The organism is Chryseobacterium sp. JUb7 (assembly GCF_024806495.1).
Lineage (GTDB): Bacteria > Bacteroidota > Bacteroidia > Flavobacteriales > Weeksellaceae > Chryseobacterium.
The window spans coordinates 1-24,048 of record NZ_JANUFF010000007.1 but is presented as its reverse complement, the minus strand read 5'-3'; the positions used below and the strand labels follow the sequence as shown (position 1 = coordinate 24,048).

General features: G+C 34.2%; 24 protein-coding genes. 18 read left to right on the top strand and 6 right to left on the bottom strand.

Annotated elements, in window-relative coordinates:
* Position 1: 1 nt before the first annotated feature.
* Positions 2-595, top strand: a complete 594-nt coding sequence (locus M2373_RS13800; protein ID WP_259111630.1) for a hypothetical protein — start codon at positions 2-4, stop codon at positions 593-595.
* Positions 596-678: 83 nt separating this feature from the next.
* Here M2373_RS13800 and M2373_RS13795 read toward each other — a convergent pair whose 3' ends face one another.
* The 5 genes from M2373_RS13795 to M2373_RS13775 form a co-directional block, all read right to left on the bottom strand.
* A complete protein-coding gene (locus tag M2373_RS13795) occupies positions 679-909 on the bottom strand; it encodes a hypothetical protein (RefSeq protein WP_259111629.1) in 231 nt (76 codons plus the stop codon).
* Positions 910-1,091: 182 nt separating this feature from the next.
* Positions 1,092-1,982, bottom strand: coding sequence for a DUF72 domain-containing protein (locus tag M2373_RS13790; RefSeq protein ID WP_259111628.1), 891 nt, complete (start codon positions 1,980-1,982; stop codon positions 1,092-1,094).
* 156 nt (positions 1,983-2,138) lie between these two features.
* Positions 2,139-3,797, bottom strand: coding sequence for a ribonucleoside-diphosphate reductase subunit alpha (locus tag M2373_RS13785; protein WP_259111627.1), 1,659 nt, complete (start codon positions 3,795-3,797; stop codon positions 2,139-2,141).
* A gap of 52 nt (positions 3,798-3,849) precedes the next feature.
* On the bottom strand, positions 3,850-4,137 hold the full coding sequence (locus M2373_RS13780) for a hypothetical protein (RefSeq protein ID WP_259111626.1): 288 nt from the start codon (positions 4,135-4,137) through the stop codon (positions 3,850-3,852).
* Between the two features lie 145 nt (positions 4,138-4,282).
* Positions 4,283-5,257 (bottom strand): ribonucleotide-diphosphate reductase subunit beta, encoded by a 975-nt coding sequence (locus M2373_RS13775; protein WP_259111625.1) that lies wholly within the window; start codon positions 5,255-5,257, stop codon positions 4,283-4,285.
* 425 nt (positions 5,258-5,682) lie between these two features.
* On the opposite strand from M2373_RS13775, the gene M2373_RS13770 reads away from it, so the two are divergent.
* The 5 genes from M2373_RS13770 to bla all read left to right on the top strand — a co-directional run bounded on the left by M2373_RS13770 (position 5,683) and on the right by bla (position 11,147).
* Entirely contained in the window at positions 5,683-6,372 is a 690-nt protein-coding gene (locus M2373_RS13770) for an ABC transporter ATP-binding protein (RefSeq protein ID WP_259111624.1), read from the top strand.
* Positions 6,373-6,455: 83 nt separating this feature from the next.
* Positions 6,456-7,685: an ABC transporter permease gene (locus M2373_RS13765; RefSeq protein ID WP_259111623.1), complete on the top strand. Its 1,230-nt coding sequence runs from the start codon at positions 6,456-6,458 to the stop codon at positions 7,683-7,685.
* A 44-nt stretch (positions 7,686-7,729) separates the two neighbouring features.
* Complete coding sequence (locus M2373_RS13760; protein WP_259111622.1) at positions 7,730-9,001, top strand: ABC transporter permease; 1,272 nt, start codon at positions 7,730-7,732, stop codon at positions 8,999-9,001.
* 35 nt (positions 9,002-9,036) lie between these two features.
* Positions 9,037-10,236: an efflux RND transporter periplasmic adaptor subunit gene (locus M2373_RS13755; RefSeq protein ID WP_259111621.1), complete on the top strand. Its 1,200-nt coding sequence runs from the start codon at positions 9,037-9,039 to the stop codon at positions 10,234-10,236.
* 155 nt (positions 10,237-10,391) lie between these two features.
* On the top strand, positions 10,392-11,147 hold the full coding sequence (gene bla, locus M2373_RS13750) for a subclass B1 metallo-beta-lactamase (protein WP_259111620.1): 756 nt from the start codon (positions 10,392-10,394) through the stop codon (positions 11,145-11,147).
* Here the strand turns inward: bla and M2373_RS13745 are convergent.
* Positions 11,144-11,521 (bottom strand): Fur family transcriptional regulator, encoded by a 378-nt coding sequence (locus M2373_RS13745; RefSeq protein WP_259111619.1) that lies wholly within the window; start codon positions 11,519-11,521, stop codon positions 11,144-11,146. The genes bla and M2373_RS13745 overlap by 4 nt on opposite strands.
* Before the next feature lie 41 nt (positions 11,522-11,562).
* Between M2373_RS13745 and M2373_RS13740 the strand changes: the two genes are divergently transcribed.
* The 12 genes from M2373_RS13740 to M2373_RS13685 all read left to right on the top strand — a co-directional run.
* Complete coding sequence (locus tag M2373_RS13740) at positions 11,563-12,504, top strand: NAD(P)/FAD-dependent oxidoreductase (RefSeq protein ID WP_259111618.1); 942 nt, start codon at positions 11,563-11,565, stop codon at positions 12,502-12,504.
* Positions 12,505-12,623: 119 nt separating this feature from the next.
* The gene (locus tag M2373_RS13735) at positions 12,624-12,950 is read left to right on the top strand and encodes a helix-turn-helix transcriptional regulator (RefSeq protein ID WP_259111617.1); all 327 of its coding nucleotides are present in this window, start codon (positions 12,624-12,626) and stop codon (positions 12,948-12,950) included.
* Between the two features lie 92 nt (positions 12,951-13,042).
* Positions 13,043-13,516 carry a DUF6428 family protein gene (locus M2373_RS13730; protein ID WP_259111616.1) on the top strand — a complete coding sequence of 158 codons (474 nt, stop codon included), beginning with the start codon at positions 13,043-13,045 and terminating at the stop codon, positions 13,514-13,516.
* Between the two features lie 23 nt (positions 13,517-13,539).
* The gene (locus M2373_RS13725) at positions 13,540-14,151 is read left to right on the top strand and encodes a low molecular weight phosphatase family protein (RefSeq protein ID WP_259111615.1); all 612 of its coding nucleotides are present in this window, start codon (positions 13,540-13,542) and stop codon (positions 14,149-14,151) included.
* 2 nt (positions 14,152-14,153) lie between these two features.
* Positions 14,154-15,197 (top strand): ACR3 family arsenite efflux transporter, encoded by a 1,044-nt coding sequence (gene arsB, locus M2373_RS13720; RefSeq protein ID WP_259111614.1) that lies wholly within the window; start codon positions 14,154-14,156, stop codon positions 15,195-15,197.
* Between the two features lie 126 nt (positions 15,198-15,323).
* A complete protein-coding gene (glyA, locus tag M2373_RS13715; protein WP_259111613.1) occupies positions 15,324-16,589 on the top strand; it encodes a serine hydroxymethyltransferase in 1,266 nt (421 codons plus the stop codon).
* A 59-nt stretch (positions 16,590-16,648) separates the two neighbouring features.
* On the top strand, positions 16,649-17,107 hold the full coding sequence (locus tag M2373_RS13710; protein WP_259111612.1) for a regulatory protein RecX: 459 nt from the start codon (positions 16,649-16,651) through the stop codon (positions 17,105-17,107).
* A 280-nt stretch (positions 17,108-17,387) separates the two neighbouring features.
* Positions 17,388-19,316, top strand: a complete 1,929-nt coding sequence (locus tag M2373_RS13705) for a nucleoside-diphosphate sugar epimerase/dehydratase (protein WP_259111611.1) — start codon at positions 17,388-17,390, stop codon at positions 19,314-19,316.
* Positions 19,317-19,346: 30 nt separating this feature from the next.
* On the top strand, positions 19,347-20,165 hold the full coding sequence (locus tag M2373_RS13700; protein ID WP_259111610.1) for a polysaccharide biosynthesis/export family protein: 819 nt from the start codon (positions 19,347-19,349) through the stop codon (positions 20,163-20,165).
* Positions 20,166-20,173: 8 nt separating this feature from the next.
* Positions 20,174-22,579 carry a tyrosine-protein kinase gene (locus M2373_RS13695; RefSeq protein ID WP_259111609.1) on the top strand — a complete coding sequence of 802 codons (2,406 nt, stop codon included), beginning with the start codon at positions 20,174-20,176 and terminating at the stop codon, positions 22,577-22,579.
* Positions 22,580-23,875 carry a nucleotide sugar dehydrogenase gene (locus M2373_RS13690; RefSeq protein ID WP_259111608.1) on the top strand — a complete coding sequence of 432 codons (1,296 nt, stop codon included), beginning with the start codon at positions 22,580-22,582 and terminating at the stop codon, positions 23,873-23,875.
* 12 nt (positions 23,876-23,887) lie between these two features.
* The coding region (locus M2373_RS13685) for an FdtA/QdtA family cupin domain-containing protein (protein ID WP_259111807.1) at positions 23,888-24,048 on the top strand (161 nt) is incomplete at its 3' end.

Here is a 24,048-nt window from a genome sequence, read left to right as displayed (position 1 = left end):
GATGGTATTCATCATCTTTATCATATTTTGGGCGTCTTTTATTTCCTTATTTTTATCTAAAGTCAAAAAGGGGAGTATTGCTAAATGGGCGAGGCTATTTCGTATCGCGACACTTGTTTTTTCTATTTCTATTTTTACCTATTGGTTTATCAAAAAAAGTGCAATAGGAATTGTAAAGGATTCTATATCATTGCAGGTTGTTAATAAACTTCCTCAGCCACTGGATTTTTATGTAATTAATTTAGATGATAAAGATAAAAATGGAATTCTGGATACCAAGCATATAGGGAAAATACGTCCTGAATATTACCGAATCGAGTACCTTAAAATGGATACTTCTGATGAATACTGGATTGTAGGATATCTTGGAAAAAAGAATCTGGCATATTTTTCCCAGCATTCCGTACCAAATAAAAACATTGATCAGGTTATTGAAATTCAGAACTATATTAATCAAAGTCTGAAACTCTCGGAAAAAGCAAAAAAAGAGGTTGAAGCTTATAATTATGAAAATATAAAGCTTGGAATCTGGGTTACGCTAGACTTTCTTTTAGTATTTATTAATTTGGTTTTACTTCTCAGAAAAAGGAAATAATAATTTGACAGTCTGGAAAAGCAAGTTGGGATTTGTTTTTTTTATAAAGAAGTTTAATAAAGCTTTTTGATCAAATTCAAATTTTAAGGATAATCTAAGATCTGCATTATTTTTTCCTTAAATTCCTCGGGACATTTTTTTATCAGCCGATCTTTGTTCTGTTTGCTGATCGTTGATGGGTCCAGCCATTCTGTAACATCCGAGCTAAGACTGTTATTGTCAAAAAATCTTTTTACTTTATTATTTTCATAAAAAGTATACTCATCATTACGCCAATTATTGGCAATACTGATTTTACAAATTTCCTTTTCCATGACTTTTATTTTAAATAATTCAAAATTATTGTCTTATCTAAATTTATTGAAAAAATCAATGTAAATAGGAAATTTGCAAATGTTTTTACTTGTAAATCAAATGATTAATAAATTGTAGCTGATTTGATTTTTTATGAGTGTTTGTGAATTATTTTGTGGTGAAAAATTAAAAATAATTAAAATTAAAATAGAGTTCCTGTGCTTTCAGTTGCCATTTTTGGTATCGGAAGGTCTGTTTGCCATTCTTCATTCATCTTTTTAATGAAATAAGCGGAAAGTAATGGCGAAGCTTTTTCTACATTCTGATGCACAAAGAAATACAGATTTTGAAGACCTTCTTTTTTCCATTGTGTGAGATGCTTCAACCAGTCATCTAATCTTTCATAATCACTTTCTGCATTGGCACCGACATATCGGATAAATACATTGGGAGTAGTGAGGCGCATATGAAGCATATCTCTTCGGGCGGCAGTGTCTACGATAATGTTTGTGATATTATGGGTTTCGAAAAGTGTACAGGTTGTATTGAAAATTTCATCATCAGTAAACCATTCTGTATTTCTCAGCTCAATTCCTAAAGGAACTTCTTTAGGCCAGTTTTTCACAAACTTTTCTAATCTGTCATAATCTTTCGGTTTGAAATTATCATGAAGCTGTAGAAAGACCATACCCAATTTTTCATCAAAATTTAAAACAGCACTTGCAAATTGTGTGACAACGTCATCAATATTTAAAAGCCTTCTGAAGTGTGAGACCGTGTTGGTTATTTTTGGGAAAAATTTAAAATTTTCCGGTGTTTTTTCTTTCCAGGTTTGCACCTGCTCCGGTGTGGGCATTCCGTAGAAAGTAGCATTCAGCTCGATAGAATTAAACTGAGTCGCATAATAAGTCAATTCATCTTTAGTTCCTTTCGGGTAGAAGCCTTTAAGGTCTGTTTTGTTCCATTTTGCACATCCGATAGAGATATTTTCCAGCCCTTTTTTATTTTGCTTTAAAATCTCTTTTGTTCTTGGATGGTCCTTAGGTAATGTAAAATCTATTTTAGAAGGATCTTCTACTTGTCCGAATTTCATATTTAACGTTTTTAGAATTAAACTGGTTAACAAATATAATAAAAAGGCTAAAAGTGACTGAAGTTTATCTGTTTTTTGTTGATGTATTTAAGTGAAAATGAATCCGGCACGCTGAAAGCGTGCCGGATGCTATATTGAATTATTATTTGTCAGATATTATGCTTCACAAGCTGAGCATGTTACAAAATTAACCATCATTTCCTTAGATACAGAAGAACTTCTTTGATAATAAAGAGTTTTTACTCCCTTTTTCCATGCTTCAATATAAAGATAGTTTACATCTTTCACAGGCATTGTAGAAGGAATCTGCAGGTTAAGAGATTGAGCCTGGTCAATATATTGCTGTCTTTGTGCAGCCTGAGAAATAATCTCCATTGGAGAAATTTCCTTGAAGGTTTTAAATACTGCTTTTTCTTCGTCAGTTAATTCTTTCAAATGCTGAACAGAACCGTGGTTTAGCATAATTGTTCTCCAGGTTTCTTCGTTGTCGATTCCTTTTTCTTCCAGTAATCTTGCTAAATATTTGTTCTTACGCATAAAGTTTCCTTTAGCTAAGCCGGCTTTATAATAATTAGATGCAAACGGCTCAATACCAGGAGAAGTCTGTCCTAAGATTGCAGAACTTGAAGTCGTAGGAGCAATAGCCATTGTTGTGGTATTTCTCAATCCATATCCTTTCAATAATTCCGGTTCACCATAGATGTTTGCTAATTCTCTTGAAGCCTGTTCTGCCTGTTCTTTAATATGTCTGAAAGCTCTTGCGTTAAACTGAGTAGCTTCAAAACTTTCAAAAGGAATCATATTTTTCTGTAAATAAGAGTGGTATCCTAATACCCCCAATCCAAGAGCTCTGTGACGCATTGCAAAGTTTCTCGCTCCTTGTAAATAATAGTTTCCTTCAGTTTTTTCGATAAATTCAGTTAAAACTGCATCTAAGAAATAAACCGCTAGCTTTACAGCGTCTGTATCTTTCCACTCATCATATAATTCTAAATTCATTGATGATAAACAGCAGATAAATGATTCTTCCCTTGTAGAAGGAAGCATGATTTCCGAACAAAGGTTACTTGCATTGACAGGCATTCCCAGATCTTTGTAAACCTGAGGTTTATTTCTGTTAACGTTATCTGTGAAGAAAATGTATGGAAGACCTTTCTGTTGGCGGCTTTCAAGTACTCTTGCCCAGATTTTACGCTTATCCATGTCACCATCGATCATGTCCTGCATCCAATAATCAGGAACACAAATTCCTGTAAATAGGTTTTGGATCGGGCTTCCGATGTCTTTAATAGATAAGAATTCTTCAATATCTCCGTGATCAATATCCAGATAAGCAGCAAAAGCTCCTCTTCTTACACCTCCTTGTGAAACCACATCCATTGCAGTATCAAACAATTTCATGAAAGAAACAGCTCCTGAAGACTTCCCGTTATCCGTTACTGCGGTGCCTCTGTTACGAAGTTCTCCGAAATAACCTGAGGTTCCGCCTCCGATTTTTGTCTGCATGATCACTTCACCCATTTTGTGGGTAATTCCTTCGATACTATCGGGAATGTGAACGTTGAAACAAGAAATAGGAAGACCTCTCTGTGTTCCCATGTTTGCCCAAACAGGAGATGAAAAACTGATCCATCCTTTCGTGATCATTTCTTTGAAAGCAGGTTGAAGTTCCGGTTTATATAATTTTTTGGCAGCAGCGGTGGTGATTCTGTCGATAGCTCCGTCTACAGTTTCTCCCTTCAACAGATATCCTCTGTTAAGCATTTGCTCAGACTCTTCGTTGAGCCACCATATATTTGAATTTTGTTCTTCCATAATTGTTTTATATTTTCGAATTCCTTAGTTTTTTAGCCTTAGGAATTTTGTGCTAAATTGATTGTAAAATTTCTACTTTGTGAGAGTCATTCAGTCCGCTTTCATCTCTTAATTTTTGGAATTCCTTAAAAGATGGAATGTTCAAAACCTCATACTGTACCTCTTCATTGATGTAATTTGAATAATGTAAAAACGTAATACCGTCTTCTTTTATGTATACTTTATATTCAAATGTTTCCTGATCCAAATCTTTAAAATCATTTAAAAACTTCTGAATATTCAATTTATTTTCTGAAACAAATTCAGGTTTTACGGTATAGGTTACGATTACATTGATCATAATTTGTGTTTGATACTATTATTAAAAATGACTGTCATTTTGAGCTTGTCGAAATTTTTTAATAAATACTTCGACAGGCTCAGTATGACATCGCGAATACTAGCAGCTTTGACGCTCGCTTTGCTCGCTCTCTTCCGATTAAAATTTAGAAAAGATCGTTCGCCGTAATACTCTTATCGTGTTTTGTATAATCTACAGGTCTTTTTGCAAAGAAATCATCCATAGAATTAGCAAAAACTTCCTCTTCGAACCATACCATTGGTTTATATTGTTCTGGAGAAACATTGTAACGAGGATTCATATTGATTTTCTTTAAACTGTCATCAACACGGTATTTCATGAAGTTTAAAAGATCTTCTTTAGAGAAAACGCTAAGTTCACCCAATTCGAAAATCCAGTCAAGGATTTCACCTTCCAGCTCGATAGACTGATCTACTAATGTGTAAATGTCTTCGATGTCAGAATCTGTTAACAGGTCTGGTTGTTCTTCACGAATTTTGTTGATTAAATAAATTCCACCGTTTGCGTGGATTTGTTCGTCAATAGATGTCCATGCAATGATATTGGAAACATTTTTCATGAATCCTTTAAATCTTGTGAATGAAAGGATAATCGCAAACTGAGAGAATAACGATACGTTTTCAATCAGGATACTGAATAATAAAAGTGAAGAAACATATTCTTTTGGTGTCGTAGAATTAGCATGTTTCAAAACATTTGATAAGAAATCGATTCTCTTTTTTATAGCAGGGATTTCCACTACAGAAGAGAATTCTTCATTATATCCCAGTACTTCCAATAAACGGGAATAAGCTTCAGAATGACGGAATTCGCATTCTGCAAAAGTAGCTCCAAGACCATTCAGCTCAGGTTTTGGCATGTGGTGGTATAGGTTTCCCCAGAATGTCTTTACAGACACTTCGATCTGTGCAATGGCCAAAAGCGCATTTTTCACAGCATGTTTTTCATGTGGTTCTAACTGCGAATGAAAATCCTGAACATCTGCAGTAAAGTCCACTTCCGAATGTACCCAAAACGATTTGTTGATCGCTTCTACAAATTGAAGAACCTCAGGGTATTCAAATGGCTTATAGCTTACTCTTTTATCAAAAATTCCCATATTAAATATCTTTTAAATTAAAATAATCAGATCACTGTGGATAAAGCTCGGAGATTACTCAACAACTTGATATGTCGTAACTTAAATTAAAAAGTTTTTCACAGAAAAAGTGGTTTTGTTTTTGTGCCGTGCGAAGCACAAAGGTCGAAAAAAAGAACTGTATTTAAAAGGGGTAAAGACTAATTGATTGAGTTTTAACCTTAAAAGTTTTCCACATTTACATAAAACAGCGGCTGATATTGGCTTAGACACGATTATTGTTCAAAAATAGATAGAATTGATAAGTTACAGTTAAACACTTTTTTGTAAAATGCTATTAATAAAGGTTTAAATTATTAAACAATAATTTAATTAAAGAAATTTTTATTCTTCGTAACAAATTGAAATTAACATCTACTTATTAGGCATAAAACATACATCACTTAATGTTAGTAATTCAGGATTTACATAAATCATACGATACAGGAAAAAGTAAACTGCACGTTCTCAAAGGGATTAATCTTAATATCGCTGAAGGGGAGTTTGTTTCTATTATGGGAAGCTCCGGTTCCGGAAAATCCACACTTCTTAATATTATAGGAATTCTTGATGAAAAAGACTCAGGAACGTATGAGCTGGATAATGTTCCTATTGAACATCTGTCTGAAATAAAAGCGGCAGAATACAGAAGTAAATTTCTGGGTTTTATTTTCCAGTCTTTTAATTTGATTGGTTATAAAACTGCTCTTGATAATGTAGCTCTTCCATTATACTATCAGAATGTTCCAAGAAAAGAAAGAAGCCAGAAGGCGATGGAATATCTCGAAAAAGTAGGGCTGGCACAATGGGCCAATCACTTACCTAATGAGCTTTCAGGAGGACAAAAACAGAGGGTTGCCATCGCAAGAGCTTTAATTACAAACCCTAAAGTCGTTCTGGCAGATGAACCGACAGGAGCTCTGGATTCTAAAACAACACATGATATTATGAAACTTCTTCAGGATATTAATAATGAAGGGAAAACAATCATCGTTGTAACTCACGAACCGGATGTAGCAGCTCAAACCAAACGAAATGTAATTCTAAAAGACGGAATTATAGAAAGTGATGAGTTTATAAAACAGATCGTTTTATAAGAATAGATTTTTAATAATAACATAAAATCAGCGGCAAGATTGGAGACTTCCATCATAGGGCTTACCGCTTCAAATCTAAATATATGTTTGATCTAGATCGTTGGCAGGAAATATTCAGTTCCATTCGCAGTAATGTATTGCGAACGGTACTTTCCGGCTTTACCGTGGCTTTGGGGTTATTTATCTTCATTGTTCTTTTCGGGATCGGGACGGGTTTGCAGAATGCTTTTACAGAAGGTTTTGCGCGGGATGCCCAGAATTTGATTTCCATATTCACAGGAAAAACAACACTTGCTTATAATGGATTGCAGTCTGACAGACAAATTGTAATGAACAACAGTGATTATGATTTCCTAGTGGGAGTTGATAAAGATAAAGTCGGAAATGCAACTCCAAGATATACAGCTAGTTTATTGGTGAAATATGGAAAAGAAAGTGGGAATTATCAGGTAAATGGTGCCGATGCGGAAGAAAAATATATTGAAAACCGTAAAATGATTGAAGGGCGTTATCTCGGACTCATGGATCTCGAAAGAAAACAAAATGTTGCTGTCATCGGAAGAATGGTTCAGAGAGACTTGATCAAAAACGGAAGTCCTGTAGGAAAAGATTTGGATATTAATGGAACCATGTTTAAGGTTATCGGAGTTTTTTCTGATGATGGTGGAGACCGCGATGAAAGGCATATTACCGTCCCTATTACCGCTTTACAGCAAATGAAAAAGGGTTCTGATACAGTGAGCACAGTCTATATCGCTTATAACGAAAAACTAAATCCGCAAGAAGCCATAAAATACGGTGATGAACTTAAAGATAAATTAAAGGCGAGAAAAAGTGTATCTCCTGATGACGAAAACGGAGTGCGTGTATGGAATAATGCCCAGAATATGAACGATACTTTTATGTTCATGGCAGTTCTTACCGCAATTGTTGGATTTATCGGAATGGGAACGCTCTTGGCGGGAATTATCGGAATTAGTAACATCATGGTTTATATTGTAAAAGAAAGAACCAAAGAAATAGGGGTAAGAAAAGCTATCGGAGCAAAACCGAAAAGTATTGTGGCTCTTATCGTTCAGGAAAGTGTTGTGATTACTGTAGTTTCAGGATTTGTGGGAGTAGGACTTGGAGTATTGGCTTTGCATCTTATTGGAGACAGTCTGGAAGAGTATTTCATAAAAAGTCCGAGTGTAGGATGGGGAACCATTTTTATGGCATTCATTGCATTGGTTTTTTCAGGATTGGTTGCAGGATTTGTCCCGGCTTACAGAGCTTCGAGAATTAAACCGATTGAAGCATTGAGAACCGAGTAATTAAAAACTCATAACTCATAATTTTTAACTTATAATTAAATAAAGTGAATATCTTATTTAAAAAGGATACCTGGCAGGAAATTTATTATTCACTGAAGAATAATAAGCTTCGAACATTCCTTACCATGATTGGTGTGGGATGGGGGATGTTTTTATATGTAAGTCTGCTGGGAGCAGCTAAAGGAATGGAGAATGGTTTTGATAAACTGTTCTCAGGTTTTGCTACGAATTCTATCTTCCTTTGGGCACAAAATACGAATATCCCTTATGAAGGTTTCCCAAAAGGCAGACAGCTTCATCTTAATTTGCCGGATATTCAGATGCTTAAAAATAAAATTCCTGAAATAGATTATATATCTCCACAAAATGCAAGAGGAAGTTTTACAGGAACTCCAGGAGAATCTATGTCTAAAAACGGTAAAAACGGAACTTATTCTCTTTCCGGAGATTACCCGATAGGAAACAAAATTTCAGAAAAAAAACTGATCTTCGGGCGCTATCTCAATGATGCTGATGTTTCGGGAAACAAAAATGTAGCCGTTATAGGTGAAGAGATTTATAAGAACTTTTTCGATTCTAAGAAAAATGAAAATCCATTAGGTCAGTCAATCAATATAAAAGGGATCTTTTTTAATATCATCGGTGTTTTCAGAGTGAAAAAGGGCGGTGGTTTTGAAAATGACCAGACAGCTTTTATTCCGCTTTCTACATACACCAAAATGTACAATGCAGGTGATGAAATCGATATGTTTGCGATTGTGAGTAAACCGAATGCCAACGTGAATGATGTAGAGGAAAGGGTAAAACAGGTGCTGAAAACTAAGAATAAAGTGTCGCCGGAAGATACCAATGCATTTGGAAGTTTTAATCTTGGAAAAGAATTTAAAAAACTGACAGGTTTCCTTACCGGAATGCAGCTTTTAACGATTATTGTCGGAACCTTAACAATTCTGGCAGGGGTTATTGCGATTTCCAATATATTATTAATTACCGTAAAAGAAAGAACCAAAGAAATTGGGATCAGAAGAGCATTAGGTGCCAAGCCATCTGAAGTCCGAAACCAGATTTTGCTGGAAAGTGTTGTTATCACACTGTCTTCAGGATTGCTAGGTTTTATATCAGGAATTTTTGTGTTGATTATTTTAAATATGCTGACACAAAATCAGGATGCATTTCCATTTTATAACCCTACTGTTAACTACGGAAATGTTTTTGCTGCCATGTCTGTAATGGTCATATTAGGATTGATTATCGGAATGATTCCGGCGCAGAGAGCCGTAAAAATAAGACCTATCGAAGCGTTAAGAACAGAATAAAGAAAACTACTTAAATAAAAAAATAAACTATACATATGAAAAAGAAATTCACCTGGAAAAAAGCCATTTATATTGTCTTGGGGCTTTTATTTGCAGTGGCATTGTTCTCAGGAATTGGATATCTCGTAAAATCGAATTCTAAGCAGAGCGAAGCTTTCCTGACCAGAAGACCTACCATTCAGAATATGGATGATAAAGTAATGGCGACAGGAAAAATTGTTCCTAAAGAAGAAATTGAAATCAAACCCAATATTGCGGGAATCATCGATAAAATTTTAGTGGATGAAGGAGATAAAGTGGTAGCAGGACAGCTGATCGCTACGGTAAGAATTATTCCTAATATCGCAGATGTAAACAGTGCTCAACAGAATGTGGATAATTCTCAGCTTCAGATTAACAATGCCAAACTGAATGTTGATAACATGCGCAAACAATTTGAAATGCAGGAGAAACTCTATAAGCAGGGAGTAGCATCTAAACAAGAGTTTTTGAATTCTCAACAGCAGTTATATTCAACGCAGCAGACGTTAAAGAATGCCCAGCAACAGTTGGTAACTGCTCAAAAAACGTTACAGATCGTGAAAACAGGTTCCACTCCCGAATTACAGGGTCTGGCAACCACTCAGATTCGTTCAAAAGCGTCAGGTACTGTTCTTGAGGTACCTGTAAAAGTAGGAAGTCAGGTGATTGAAGCCAACTCATTCAATGCCGGAACAACTATATGTTCTATTGCTGATCTTAATTCACTGATTTTTCAGGGGGAGATTGATGAAGCTCAGGCCGGAAAACTTAAGCAGGGTATGGGAATGAATATTGTCATCGGAGCACTGCAAAACAAAACTTTCCCCGGGAAGTTAACGATGATCGCTCCGAAAGGAAAAGATACAAACGGAACGATTAAATTTCCTGTAGAAGGAGACGTGGATAATCCAAATAACGAATATATCAGAGCAGGATTTTCGGCAAACGGAGAGATTGTTTTAAATTCTCAGAAGAATGCCTTACTATTGGATGAATCATTGGTTCAGTACGAAAAAAAGAACGGTAAGGATATTCCTTTTGTTGAAGTAAAACAAAAAGACGGAAAATTCAAAAAAGAATATATCAAACTGGGAGCTAGTGATGGAATCAACGTTCAGGTTCTACCGGGATCTCCAATTACAAAAGATTCTGATATCAAAGTCTGGAATCCTTCCGATAAAGATAAAGAAGAGTTAAAAGAAAAGAAAAAATAGTAAACGATCACTATACATTTTAAACTGTAAGTCCCGGGGAGTTTTCCCGGGATTTTTTTATTTTAATCAAAGAAATTAACACTTAATTAACGCGCAGTGGTTGTTATTGGGCGTAAGAAATTTTTTATTTTCGTTCGATCCGTAAATAAACTGTTATGAAGTCAATTTCCAAAAATCTGTTTCTTTTTTTATTCTTTATTATTTTTTCTTTCAGTTTTCAGAAATCTCCTTTAGAGAAAGGGAAAATTGTTTTTCATTCAGATAACTTAACGGTCATTCAGCTGTCTGAAAATGTATATCAGCATATTTCATTTTTGCAGACAGAATCTTACGGAAAGGTTGAATGCAACGGCATGATTGTAAAAGACGGAAGCGAAACCGTTGTTTTTGATACTCCGACAAATGATAAAAGTTCAGCAGAATTGATTTCTTGGATTAAAAATACATTGCATTCAAAAATCAATGCCGTTGTTGCCACTCATTTTCATGAAGATTGTGTCGGCGGACTGAAAGAATTTAGCAAAAATAATATTCCTTCTTATGCCAATAAAATGACTGTTGAATTGGCTAAAAAGAATAATGCCAATGTTCCGGCCAACAGCTTTGATAAACAATTAAGTTTAAAAATAGGCAAGCAGAAAGTTTATGCAAAATTTTTTGGTGAAGGTCATACAAAAGATAATGTGATAGGATATTTTCCAAAAGAAAATGCGATGTTCGGAGGCTGTCTGATCAAGGAAGTTGATGCTGCCAAAGGATACTTGGGAGACGCCAATGTTCAGGCTTGGTCTGCGACTGTTGAAAAAGTAAAAGCCCAATATCCTAATGCCACAATTGTTATTCCCGGACATGGTGAGGTTGGGGGAAAAGAGCTGTTGGATTATACGATCAAATTATTTAAAGAAAATTAATGAGAACAATCAGCGCAATAGCCTGAGATAAAACCGTTAAAATTAACAGACTGATAGCCCTGTGGTAATTTTATGTCCATTTCGTTGGGCAGGCATTCTATTTTTCCGCAGGCTAAACATTTGAAGTGGAAATGATTATGATTGTGCTTCTTTTCAGAACAGTTAATGCAAAACGCAAAATAATATTTTCCGTCGTCACCTAAAATCCTGTGAACAATTCCGTCTTCACAAAAACTGTTTAAAACCCTGTAAATTGTTGCCCGGTCTACAGCCTCGCCCAATTCTTTTTGTAAAATCTCCTGACTGACTGCAGATTTTGATTTTTTTAATGAATCAAGAATCAGCTGTTTTGTGACCGTATTTCTCTTTGCCATACTGCAAATATAAAAATTATTATTGCGATTAAGTCGCATTAATGAAAATTTGTTTTACATTTGCAAAAGCAACAAGTAATAAGCGCATGAAAAATTTTGATGTTATTATAATCGGTGGAAGTTATGCAGGATTATCGGCTGCGATGGCTTTGGGAAGATCTTTAAGAAATGTTTTGATTATTGATGGTGGAAAGCCCAGTAACAGGCAGACTCCGCATTCACACAATTTTATTACACATGATGGTAAAACCCCGAAAGAAATTTCTGATCTGGCTAAAGAACAGGTTTTAAAGTATAAAACAGTGAAATTTCAGAATGGAGTAGTGGTCAAAATGCATAAAGATGTTGATGGTTTTAAAGTTATCACTGAAAATAAGGATGATTTCCATGCTAAAAAGCTGATCATTGCTTCAGGAATTAAGGATATAATACCTGATATTCCGGGATTTTCAGAATGTTGGGGAATTTCTATTCTCCATTGCCCGTATTGTCATGGATATGAAATCAGAAATGAAGTGACAGGAATTCTTTCCAACGGCGATATGGCATTTGATTTTTCAAAATTGGTTTTTAATTTAACAAAAAACCTGGTCCTGTTTACCAATGGAAGATCAAGTTTAAACAATGATCAGACGGAAAAATTACAGAAAAATAGAATCAATATTATTGAAGATGAAATTGAGGAAGTTCAGCAGGCAAACGGAAAAATTCAAAAAATGATCTTTAAAAACGGAAAAGAAGTTTCGTTAAAAGCCTTGTATGCGAAAATTCCTTTTACTCAAAATATCAATAGCGATGATTTGGGACTTGAACTGACTGAACAGGGATTCATCAAAGTAGATATGATGCATAAAACTAATATTCCCGGAGTTTTTGCATGTGGTGATAATGTAACGATGATGAGATCTGTAGCTAATGCCATTGCGCAGGGGAATTTTGCGGGAGCTGTTGTTAACAGGGAGCTAGCGGAAGAAGATTTTTAAGTTTCAACTCATATATTTTTCCTCATGGTCTTGCTATGAGGATTTTTTTATTTTAATTAGAAAAAAGTATTGGTCAGAAAAATTATTTATCGTAATATTGCGATATAGATTTATTTATAATGGGTGCTACAAAAACAGATTTTTTTTCCGAAGAGCAAAACAAGATTGCAAACATTGCAAAAGCTTTAGGACATCCGGCCAGGATAGCCATCATTGAGTATTTATTAAGAGTAAATGAATGTATCTGCGGAGACATTGTGAATGAACTTCCTCTTGCGCAGCCCACTGTTTCCCAACATTTGAAAGAATTAAAAAATGCAGGTCTCATCAAAGGAAATATTGAAGGGAATTCTATTTGTTATTGTATTGACGAAAAGGCTTTCGAAGTTTTGAATGCATTCTTTTCAAATATTATCACAACCGTAAAAAAGCAAAATTGCTGTTAAAAAAAATTTACACTAATTTATCGTAATATTGCGATATTACGATTTTGAATCAAAATACTAAAGTTTACTTATAATGTTTAAAATCAAAAAATATGAGACTTGAAGAAATTAAAAAAATCCTGCCGACACTGGATCATGTAGAATTTAGATTAGAAAACGGAAATAAGGTTCCGGAGCATTTCCATGTAACTGAAGTCGGAATGGTCACTAAAAATTTTATTGACTGCGGAGGGACGGTCAGGAATGAAGAGAAGGTCAATTTTCAACTTTGGGATGCTGATGATTATGAACATCGCCTGAAACCCGGAAAATTACTTCATATTATCAGTCTGTCTGAGGAAAAAATGGGAATCGGAGATTTTGAAATTGAAGTTGAATATCAGGATGAAACAATTGGAAAATATGATCTGGAATTTAACGGGAAATATTTTGTCTTAAAAAATAAAATGACAGCCTGTCTGGCTCAGGAGGCCTGCGGAATTCCTCTGGAAAAACAAAAAATAAATCTGAATGATCTGAAATCTGGTCAGAGTTCTTGCTGTACACCAGGTTCGGGCTGTTGTTAGTAGTAATTAAAAAAATGAATGAAATGAATACCAAACTATCCAACTATATAAAAGCAATTCTTACACAAAATATAAGCGAAGAAAGAAAAGTCATTTTACAGCCATTGATTGATTTTATACAGAAAAAAGTGGTCAACAAAGAATCGATAGCCATTAATTTTATCTGCACTCACAATTCGAGACGAAGTCATCTGGCACAAATCTGGGCACAAACCGCATCGGCATATTTTGAGATACCGGATGTTGATTGTTATTCGGGGGGAACTGAAACCACGGCCATTTTTCCTGAAATTGCCGAAACATTGATAGATGCAGGTTTCCATATTTGGAAATTACATGAAAGTGAAAATCCGATCTATTCAATAAAATATACCGAGAATGCACAACCTATCATTGGTTTTTCTAAAAAATTTGATGATGCTTTTAATCCTGAGAATGGTTTTGCAGCCGTAATGACCTGTTCGCAGGCTGACGGAGGGTGTCCTTTTATTGCCGGTGCAGAAAAACGTATTCCTGTTACTTATGAAGATCCGAAAATTTCAGATGGAAGGTCCGATCAGGCTGAAGTGTATAAGGAAAAAAGTCTGGAAATCGGGGCCGAAATGTTTTATGTTTTTTCTCAAATCAACCATTAAAGATGAATCCCCGATTAAAATTTATTGACAGATATTTAACGCTGTGGATTTTTCTGGCTATGATGACAGGAGTGGGGTTAGGATATTTTTTTCCTGATTTTTCTGTAAAAGTGAATTCACTTTCCTCAGGTACAACCAATATACCTTTAGCGATAGGTTTAATTCTGATGATGTATCCGCCTTTGGCGAAAGTAGAGTACAGTTTGCTGCCAAAAGTATTGAAAGATAAAAAAGTAATCTCTATTTCGTTATTGTTAAATTGGGTGATAGGCCCCGTTTTAATGTTTGTTTTAGCGATTATATTTCTTAGAAATGAACCTGATTTTATGATTGGGCTGATCCTGATTGGCTTGGCTAGGTGCATTGCCATGGTAATTGTCTGGAATGATCTGGCAAAAGGAAATCGTGAATATGCTGCCTTATTGATTGCGCTCAACAGTATTTTTCAAATTGTATTTTACAGCTTTCTGGTGTGGTTGTTTATACATATCCTTCCGCAAAAATTAGGATTGGGAAGTTTTAATGTTCATGTACCTATTCGGGATGTGACGGAAAGTGTTTTAATTTATCTGGGAATTCCATTTTTAGGGGGCTTTTTGACCCGCTATTTTCTTACAAAATCAAAAGGAAGAGAATGGTACAACAGACAGTTTATTCCTGTGATTTCACCTGTAACTTTATACGCTTTGCTGTTTACCATTATTTTAATGTTTGGTTTAAAAGGCGATAAAATATTAGAACTGCCAATGGATGTTGTAAAAGTAGCCATTCCATTGATGATTTACTTTGTATTGATGTTTTTTATTAGTTTTTCGATTAACAGGTTAATGAAAGTTCCTTATGAAAAAAATGTTTCTATTGCTTTTACAGCGACCGGTAATAATTTTGAATTGGCTATTGCAGTGAGCATTGCGATTTTCGGAATTCATTCATCTCAGGCTTTTGTAGGAGTGATAGGTCCGCTAGTGGAAGTTCCTGTGCTTATTTTACTGGTAAAAGTAAGTTTATATTTCAAAAAAAGATATGAATTGAAGGTCAAAAAATGAGATAATGACGAGTAAATCAAGAGAAGATGTCTGAAATTTTATTCCAAAAATCATAATTGATGATACCGAAATCTCAAAGGAAATTCCGTACATTTGGGGTGAAAAATTTCAAAAACTAAAAGTAAAATGGACATTATTTTCGACCTGATTGAAAAAGAAAGACAAAGACAAACCCATGGAATTGAGCTGATTGCATCAGAAAACTTTGTTTCTGAAAACGTGATGAAAGCTATGGGAAGTGTATTGACAAACAAATATGCTGAAGGATATCCCGGAAAAAGATATTACGGAGGATGTGAAGTAGTAGATGAGGTTGAAACGCTGGCTATCGAGAGAGCAAAAGAGCTTTTCGGAGTAGATTATGTAAATGTTCAGCCCCATTCCGGTTCTCAGGCTAATGCGGCGATTTATCTTGCTGTTTTGAAACCTGGTGACAAAATCATGGGAATGGATCTTTCGATGGGAGGTCACCTTACTCATGGTTCAGCAGTGAATTTTTCCGGAATCCAATATGATGTGGTTTCTTACGGAGTTCAGCAGGAGACAGGTCTTATTGATTATGACCAAATGAGAGAGGTAGCGTTGAGAGAAAGACCGAAAATGCTTATTGCCGGTTTCTCAGCATATTCAAGAGATTTGGATTATGCAAAATTCAGAGAGGTTGCTGATGAGATTGGAGCTACTCTTTGGGCAGATATCGCTCACCCTGCAGGGTTGGTTGCAAAAGGTCTTTTAAACAATCCTTTCGAGCATTGTCATGTGGTAACAACTACAACTCATAAGACGTTAAGAGGTCCGAGAGGTGGAATGATTATGATGGGCAAAGATTTTGAAAATACTTACGGACATAAAACACCAAAAGGCGAGATCAAAATGATGAGCCAGGTTCTTGACGGAGCTGTTTTTCCGGGAATTCAGGGTGGTCCGCTAGAGCACGTTATCGCTGGTAAAGCGGTTGCTTTTGGAGAAGCTATCGATGGGAAGTTTGAAACTTATGCAAAGCAGGTGAGATCAAATGCTCAGGCTTTATCAAAATCAATGATCGACAGAGGATTTGATATTGTAAGCGGTGGTACAGACAATCACTTGATGCTTGTGGATCTTAGAAATAAAAATGTAAACGGTAAAGAAACTGAAAAAGCACTTGTAAAAGCTGATATTACTTGTAACAAGAATATGGTTCCGTTTGACGATAAGTCACCATTCACTACTTCAGGAATCAGATTGGGAACTGCAGCGATCACAACAAGAGGCTTGAAAGAAAATGATATGGATACAATCGCAGAATTGATATCTGAGGTGGTAGATAATATCAAAAATGAAGAGGTTTTAGGTTCTGTAAGAAAGAAAGTTAATGAACTAATGGAAGGTAAGGCATTATTTAACTATTAATATTTACCTTAATTAAAAATATAAAGAATGGGCTTTTGCTCATTCTTTTTTGTATCAATATGGAAAAGAAATCTTTCACTTTTGCTGAAATTAAGCTGAAATTGGTAAACTATTGTGTTTATCAGGATCGATGTCATGCAGAAGTGGAGCAGAAAATGAAAGAATTTCTTTTGATCGAAGAAGCAAAAGAAGAAATTATGCTTTATCTTTTAAAAGAAAATTATTTGAATGAAGAGAGATTTACCCGAAGTTATATCCGGGGAAAATTTTATATAAAACATTGGGGGAAGAATAAAATTAAAATCAATTTAAAACAAAAACAAGTTCCGGAAAAGTTAATCAATACTTGTTTTGATGAAATAGATGAATCGGATTATGAAAAAACGATTAAGAAAATCTATGAAGATTACTATTCCAAGCAAGCTGGATTAAAAGAATACCAAAGAAAATCAAAAACTATAAAATATTTAATGAGTAAAGGTTTTGAATATGAAAAAATAAATGATATTTTTGACTAATGTAAAATATTTTACCTGAAAATAGGGAGAAATATTTTTTGAAAATTTTATAATTTTTGTGAAATTAAAAAAAATGTACTGATTGTTACTGTTATCACAGACGCTCCTTAAATAGGGCGTGTGGTATGATTTTTGTTAATAGTTTGTTCTTGTTTAAAATTTATTTTTTAAATTTAAATTATAGATGGAATTTTATTTTAATTTTGCAGGAATGCATCATGATTATTTTCAGATGAAATAATCGACTTAGACATTTTAAATATGAACACAAATAAAGACAATGTACGATTCTCTTAGAAAAAAGATTTTTGGAGGAGATAATGTTGTCAATCTCTCAGATGTAAGGTATTTACCTAGATGGATAATTCTTGTAATAGATATTATTATTCTGGTTATATCTTTATTTCTTTCCACTTACATCATTGAAAAAATCAGTCAGAAAGAATTCATTTATCATGAAGACAAAAGTATTGTATTTGCGTCTATCATTTTTGTGAATACTGTTTTCATGTATTTATTCAAGACTTACGCCGGAATTATCAGGCACTCTACATTTATAGATCTTTTTAAATTACTTATTTCCTGTTTCTGCACTATGTTTGTGATAGGGACAATAAATGTGATTTATTTCTGGGTTACAGGCGGAAAGTTTATGCTTACCCCTTACTTGGTACTGTATTTTGTTATTTCTTTCATGGGATTATTCTTATTCAGATTATATGTAAAAGAGTTTTTCCATATTGTAAGAGAATACAGAAGAAGTTCTTTGAAAAAAAGAATTCTGGTATTGGGAATTGATGAACAGTCTATTGCGATTGCCCGAGCTATTTTGGATAATCCGAGTCTTCCTTATCAGGTCGTTGGTTTTTTGACACAAAGAACAGATACAAAAAGGGCGTCTCTTTTAGGTAAAACAATTTACGAGAAAAAAAGAATAGAGGAAAGTTCAAAAGAAGATCTTTTCATTGATGGTATTATTATCGTAAAAGAAATGATGTCGAAAGATGAGATGAACTCATGGGTAAATCTTTTCCTTGAAAAAGACCTTAATATTTTTAAAGCACCATCTGTACAGAAATTAAGAGACAGTGATCTTGGTGGTTCCATCCGAAATCTACAGATTGAGGATTTGCTAAACAGAAAGCCTATTAAAATCGTTAATGAAGAAGTTAAAAGCAGGCACTTTAACAAAGCTGTACTGGTAACGGGTGGAGCTGGTTCTATTGGTAGCGAAATCGTAAGACAGGTCGCACAATTTAATCCTTCTTTGATCGTTGTGTTAGATCAGGCGGAAACCCCGTTATATGATATTGAACTTGAAATGAAGGAGAAATTTCCTCATATCAGTTTTAAGTTTGTATTAGCGGATGTTTCTAATAAATATAGAGTAGAGCCTCTGTTTCAGACCTATAATTTTGCAATGGTTTATCATGCTGCGGCATATAAGCACGTTCCGTTGGTAGAGGAGAATCCGCATGAAGCTATTTTAGTGAATGTACTTGGTTCTAAAATTATTGCCTCATTATCAAGTAAGTATGAAGTAAACAGGTTGGTAATGGTTTCTACAGACAAGGCTGTAAACCCGACCAATGTAATGGGAGCTTCGAAAAGAGCTGCCGAACTTTTTGTTCAGTCATTGCAGAATGTTGAAGGGAACAAGACTAAATTTATAACAACAAGGTTTGGAAATGTTTTAGGATCGAACGGATCTGTTATTCCTCACTTTAAAAAGCAGATTGAAGCTGGTGGTCCGGTAACAATTACCCATCCTGATATTGTAAGATATTTCATGACTATTCCTGAGGCATGTGAATTGGTTTTACAGGCAGGAACAATGGGGCAGGGAGGAGAGATTTTTGTATTCGATATGGGCGAGCCTGTAAAAATATTAGATCTTGCCAGAAGAATGATAAAATTATCCGGGTTTGAACCTAATATAGATATAAAAATTATTTATACGGGATTGAGACCGGGAGAAAAATTGTACGAAGAATTATTAAGCGATAATGCTAAAACACTTCCTACCCATAATGATAAAATTATGATATCGAAGGATCCGTTAATGGAGTTTTCGGATATTGATTCATTAGTTACTTCAATTACCAAAGCATCTTTGAAAAGAGATAAGGTTGAAGTCGTAAAAATATTAAAAATAATAGTACCTGAATTTAGGAGTAACAACTCTATCTATGAGGTATTGGATAAATAAGAAAATGTATATTTGTACAATTTTTAAAATATGAAGACTAAAGTATTGGTTATATTTTCTGCATTGGTATTAGTTTCTTGTAAAACTAATCAGAACGCTCATAATGATTTGAATTATATGCAGAATATAGAACAAATCGCCACCGAAACATCGATTAAAAATTCCAACTCGACGATACAGGCAGGAGATCAACTCGTGATTTTAATTACCGCAAAAGATATGGATGTGGTAAAGCCTTTTAATCAAAATTATTCATCGGCAGAATTAGTACAGACTAATACTTACGCTGGAGGTAATACCCCTAATCAGGGAATGACAACTCTTTCCGGACCAACTTACATTGTAGATGTAGATGGAAATATTGATTTTCCTGTACTAGGAAAAATAAATACAAAAGATAAATCTCTGATAGATTTTAAAGAGGAACTTCGAAATAAGATGACAAAATATGTCATTAATCCAACCGTCAATGTAAGACTTGCTAATTTTAAAGTAACAGTGTTGGGAGAAGTAAACAGACAGGGAGACTATGTGATAAGCAACGGACAGGCAACTATTTGGAATGCCTTAGGTCTTGCCGGTGACTTAACAATGTATGGGAAAAGAAATGATATTCTCATCATTAGAACTGAAAATGGAGTAGTTTCTCACGGAAAAATCAACTTACAGGATGCAAACCTTATTAATTCTCCTTATTATAATCTTAAACAAGGGGATGCGATTATTGTAGCCGCCAACAATACAAAAGATTTAACATCTAAACAAAATCCAAACACAGGTCTTTATTTAACTGCAGCATCAATCGCGATTACGGCAGCGGCAGTTATTGTAAGTTTAATTAGGAAATAAAAACATTAATGGACAATCAATATTCCGCGAAATCATCAGAAGAGAAAGATATTTTTAATAATATAAATATTAAAGAAATAATTAAACCATATACTAGAAGATGGGCATGGTTTATCATAAGTGCTATTATTGCTGTAATAGTGGGTTATATTGCTTTAAAATTTATGACTAATGTATATAGTATACAAACAACAGTCTTAATTAAAGATGCAAAAAGTTCCTCTTCACAAGTTCCTACTAATGATTTAGGTGTTCTGCCAGATCTTTCAAGTTTTGGAGGATTAAAAACGAATAGTATTGCCAATGAAATTGAAATCTTAAAGTCCAAAAGATTAATGCGAGAGGTAGTCATTAATCAAAATCTTCAGACGAATATCGTTGCAAAAGACGGAATTAAGAAAATCGAATTATATAAAGACTCTTCACCTGTTGAAGTTAAAGTGATTAATGAAAAACAGTCTTCATCCAATGATGTTAATGTTTTACAACTAAAAATTGAAGGTGAAAAACTTGTTTTAAAAGATAAAAAAACAAAAAAAGAAATTATTTCTGGATTTGGTAAGACTATCAGTCTTCCATATGCAAATATTATTATCATTAAAAATAAAAAATATAATTCACAATTAGCAAAGAATGTAGATGTTAATGATTTAGAATTAGCTATTTCATCGGTTGAATCGAAAATAACAAGTTTACAGGGGAATTTAGATGTTAATCTTGTTAATAAAGACGCTACAGTAGTTAGATTGGAAATGAAGTATCCTCAGATTTTTAAGTCTGAAGATATATTAAATTCCTTAGTGGTTTCATATAATAATGATGCTATTGTAGATAAGAATTTAGAATCTAAGAAAACATTGGATTTTATTGAAGATAGAATTAAAAAACTATCGGTAGAGCTGGGGCAGGTAGAAAATGAAAAAGAAAGTTTTAAATCAAAAAATAACCTTACTGATTTAGAAACTGAAGCAAAAATAAGTTTAGAAAGCTCTTCAGCTGCCAGAGCAAAACAATTGGATATTGACGCTCAGCTGGAATTAACAAATGAGTTGCTTAATTTTGTTTCAAAGCAAGGACAGTATCAGGCTTTACCTTATAATATAGGCTTAAACAATCAGGATGCTCTTGCAGGAATTACAACATACAACCAATTGGTATTGCAGCGAAATAGACTATTAGAATCTGCAACTCCGGAAAACCCTACTGTTATTGATATTACAAGACAAATGGGAACGATGCGTTCTTCCATAATGCAGAGTCTTCAAAGAAACAGGTCAGGATTGGAACTGGCCAGAAACGAATATTTAGGAGAGCAAAATAAGGTATCCAATAAAATATCAAAACTTCCTTCTATTGAAAAAATATTCAGAGGTATAGAAAGACAGCAGCAGATCAAGGAAAACCTTTATCTTTTATTATTACAAAAAAGAGAAGAAACTGCTATTGCTCAATCTATTACTGCTCCCAAAGCAAGAGTAATTGATACTGCTTATGCATCTAATATTCCGGTGGCACCGAAGCGTAGTGTCATTCTAATGATTGCACTGGTTATCGGATTAATAATTCCGTTATTAATTATTTATTTAACAGAATTATTTAATAATAAGCTAGTGACTAAACATGATTTGGAAAAACTGGTTCATGCTCCTGTTATTGCTGAATTGCCAAGTTTAGAAAAAGGAGATTCTGATATTGTTCAGATGAATGATATTACTCCTATGGCTGAAGCCTTCAGAATTCTTATTACCAATATGAATTTTATGCTGGCAAAAATCACAGGCAGAGGGAGGGTTGTATTTGTTACCTCTACTGTAAAAGGTGAAGGGAAAACTTTTACATCAGTTAATTTGGCTTTAACATTAGCTAATCCTAAGAAAAAAGCGATTATTATCGGATCAGATATTAGAAACCCTCAGCTTCAACGTTATAATCCTGCAAGGAAAGGTTTAATTGGGCTTACAGAATATCTTTATTCGGATCATACGAAGATTGAAGATATTATTCATGTTTCATCATTCAATCCTCACTTAGATGTTATCTATTCGGGAATGATTCCTCCAAATCCTACTGAGTTATTGTCAAATGGTAGATACGAGGGACTATTAGATCAGCTTAAAGAAAAATATGACTATATTATTTTAGATACGGCTCCATTATTGCTGGTAACAGATACTTTCTTAATTGCAGAGCTATCAGATATCACCATATATGTTTCAAGATCAAAATATACAGAGAAATCTCTAATAGAGTTTGCTAATAATAATATTGACCAGGCGAAAATAAGAAATGTAGGATTCGTATTGAATGATGTAAGCAGGGAAAACTTGGGTTACAGTAATAAATATGGGTACGGATATAATAATGTAGAAGAAAAAACATGGATACATAAACTGAAAAATATATTTAGTAAATAGATGATGAAAAATTATAAAATTGCAATTATAGGACAAGGGTATGTAGGTTTACCTTTAGCTTTGGAATTTGCCGCTCATTATCCTGTTTTAGGATTTGATATTAATACTCAGAGGGTTGATCAACTTAATGAGGGGAAAGATCTTACCCTAGAAGCTGATATTGATAAACTTCATAACAGCCTTAAGAAAAGCATTGAATCTAATGAGGCAATAGGATATAAAGCAACAAGTAAGTTGACGGATATTTCCGATGCCAATATATTTATCGTAACAGTTCCCACTCCAATTGATAAATATAATGCTCCGGACTTAAAACCATTAATTTCTGCTTCCAGAATGTTGGGTGAGATTATTAAAAAAGGTGACATTGTTATTTATGAATCTACCGTTTTCCCTGGATGTACAGAAGAAGAATGTGTACCCGTTTTAGAAAAATATTCCGGATTAAAATTCAATGAAGATTTCTTTGTTGGATATTCACCGGAAAGAATAAATCCGGGGGATAAGATTAATACCCTTACCAGTGTAAAAAAAGTAACTTCAGGTTCTACAGCAGAAATTGCTGAAGAAGTTGATAATTTATATAAAAAAATTATTACTGCAGGAACTCATAAAGCTCCTAGCATTAAAGTGGCAGAGGCTTCTAAAGCAATTGAAAATGCTCAAAGAGATGTCAATATTTCCTTTGTTAATGAACTGGCATTGATATTTGACAGAATCGGTATTGATACTCATGATGTTTTAGAGGCAGCAGGCACTAAATATAATTTTCTTAAATATAAACCGGGCTTGGTCGGAGGACACTGCATTTCAGTAGACCCTTATTATCTTGCCCATAAAGCGGAACAATTAGGATATCATCCTGATGTGATTCTTTCCGGGCGTAGGGTGAATGATTCTATTGCGAAATTTATTGCTTCTAAAGTAGTAAAGCTTCTTATTGAAAAAGGAGGGGTTATCAAAGCATCTAAATCACTCATTCTCGGAGTTACATTTAAAGAAAATTGCCCGGATGTAAGAAATACAAAGGTGGTTGATATTTATAAAGAGCTTATCGATTACGGTATCAATGTAAGTATTTTTGATCCTTGGGCGAATAAAGAAGAAGTTAAGCATGAATACGGTGTTGACATCTTAGATCATTTACCGGATGGTGAAACGTTTGATTCTATTATTATCGCTGTTTCACATAACGAATTTTTAAAAATGGATATTAATCTGCTGAAAAAAGAAAATGCTGTGGTTTTTGATGCTAAAGCATGTTTAGATAGAAGCTTAGTAGATGCTAGATTATAAATTTAAAACTCCATGATACCTAGACTCATTTCGCTACCCAAGATTTATGACAAAAGAGGTAATTTATCTTTTTTTGAGCATCCGAATCAGCTTCCTTTTGAGATACAGAGAACTTACTGGATTTATGATGTACCGGGAGGAGAAGTAAGAGGAAGTCATGCATTTAAAGAACA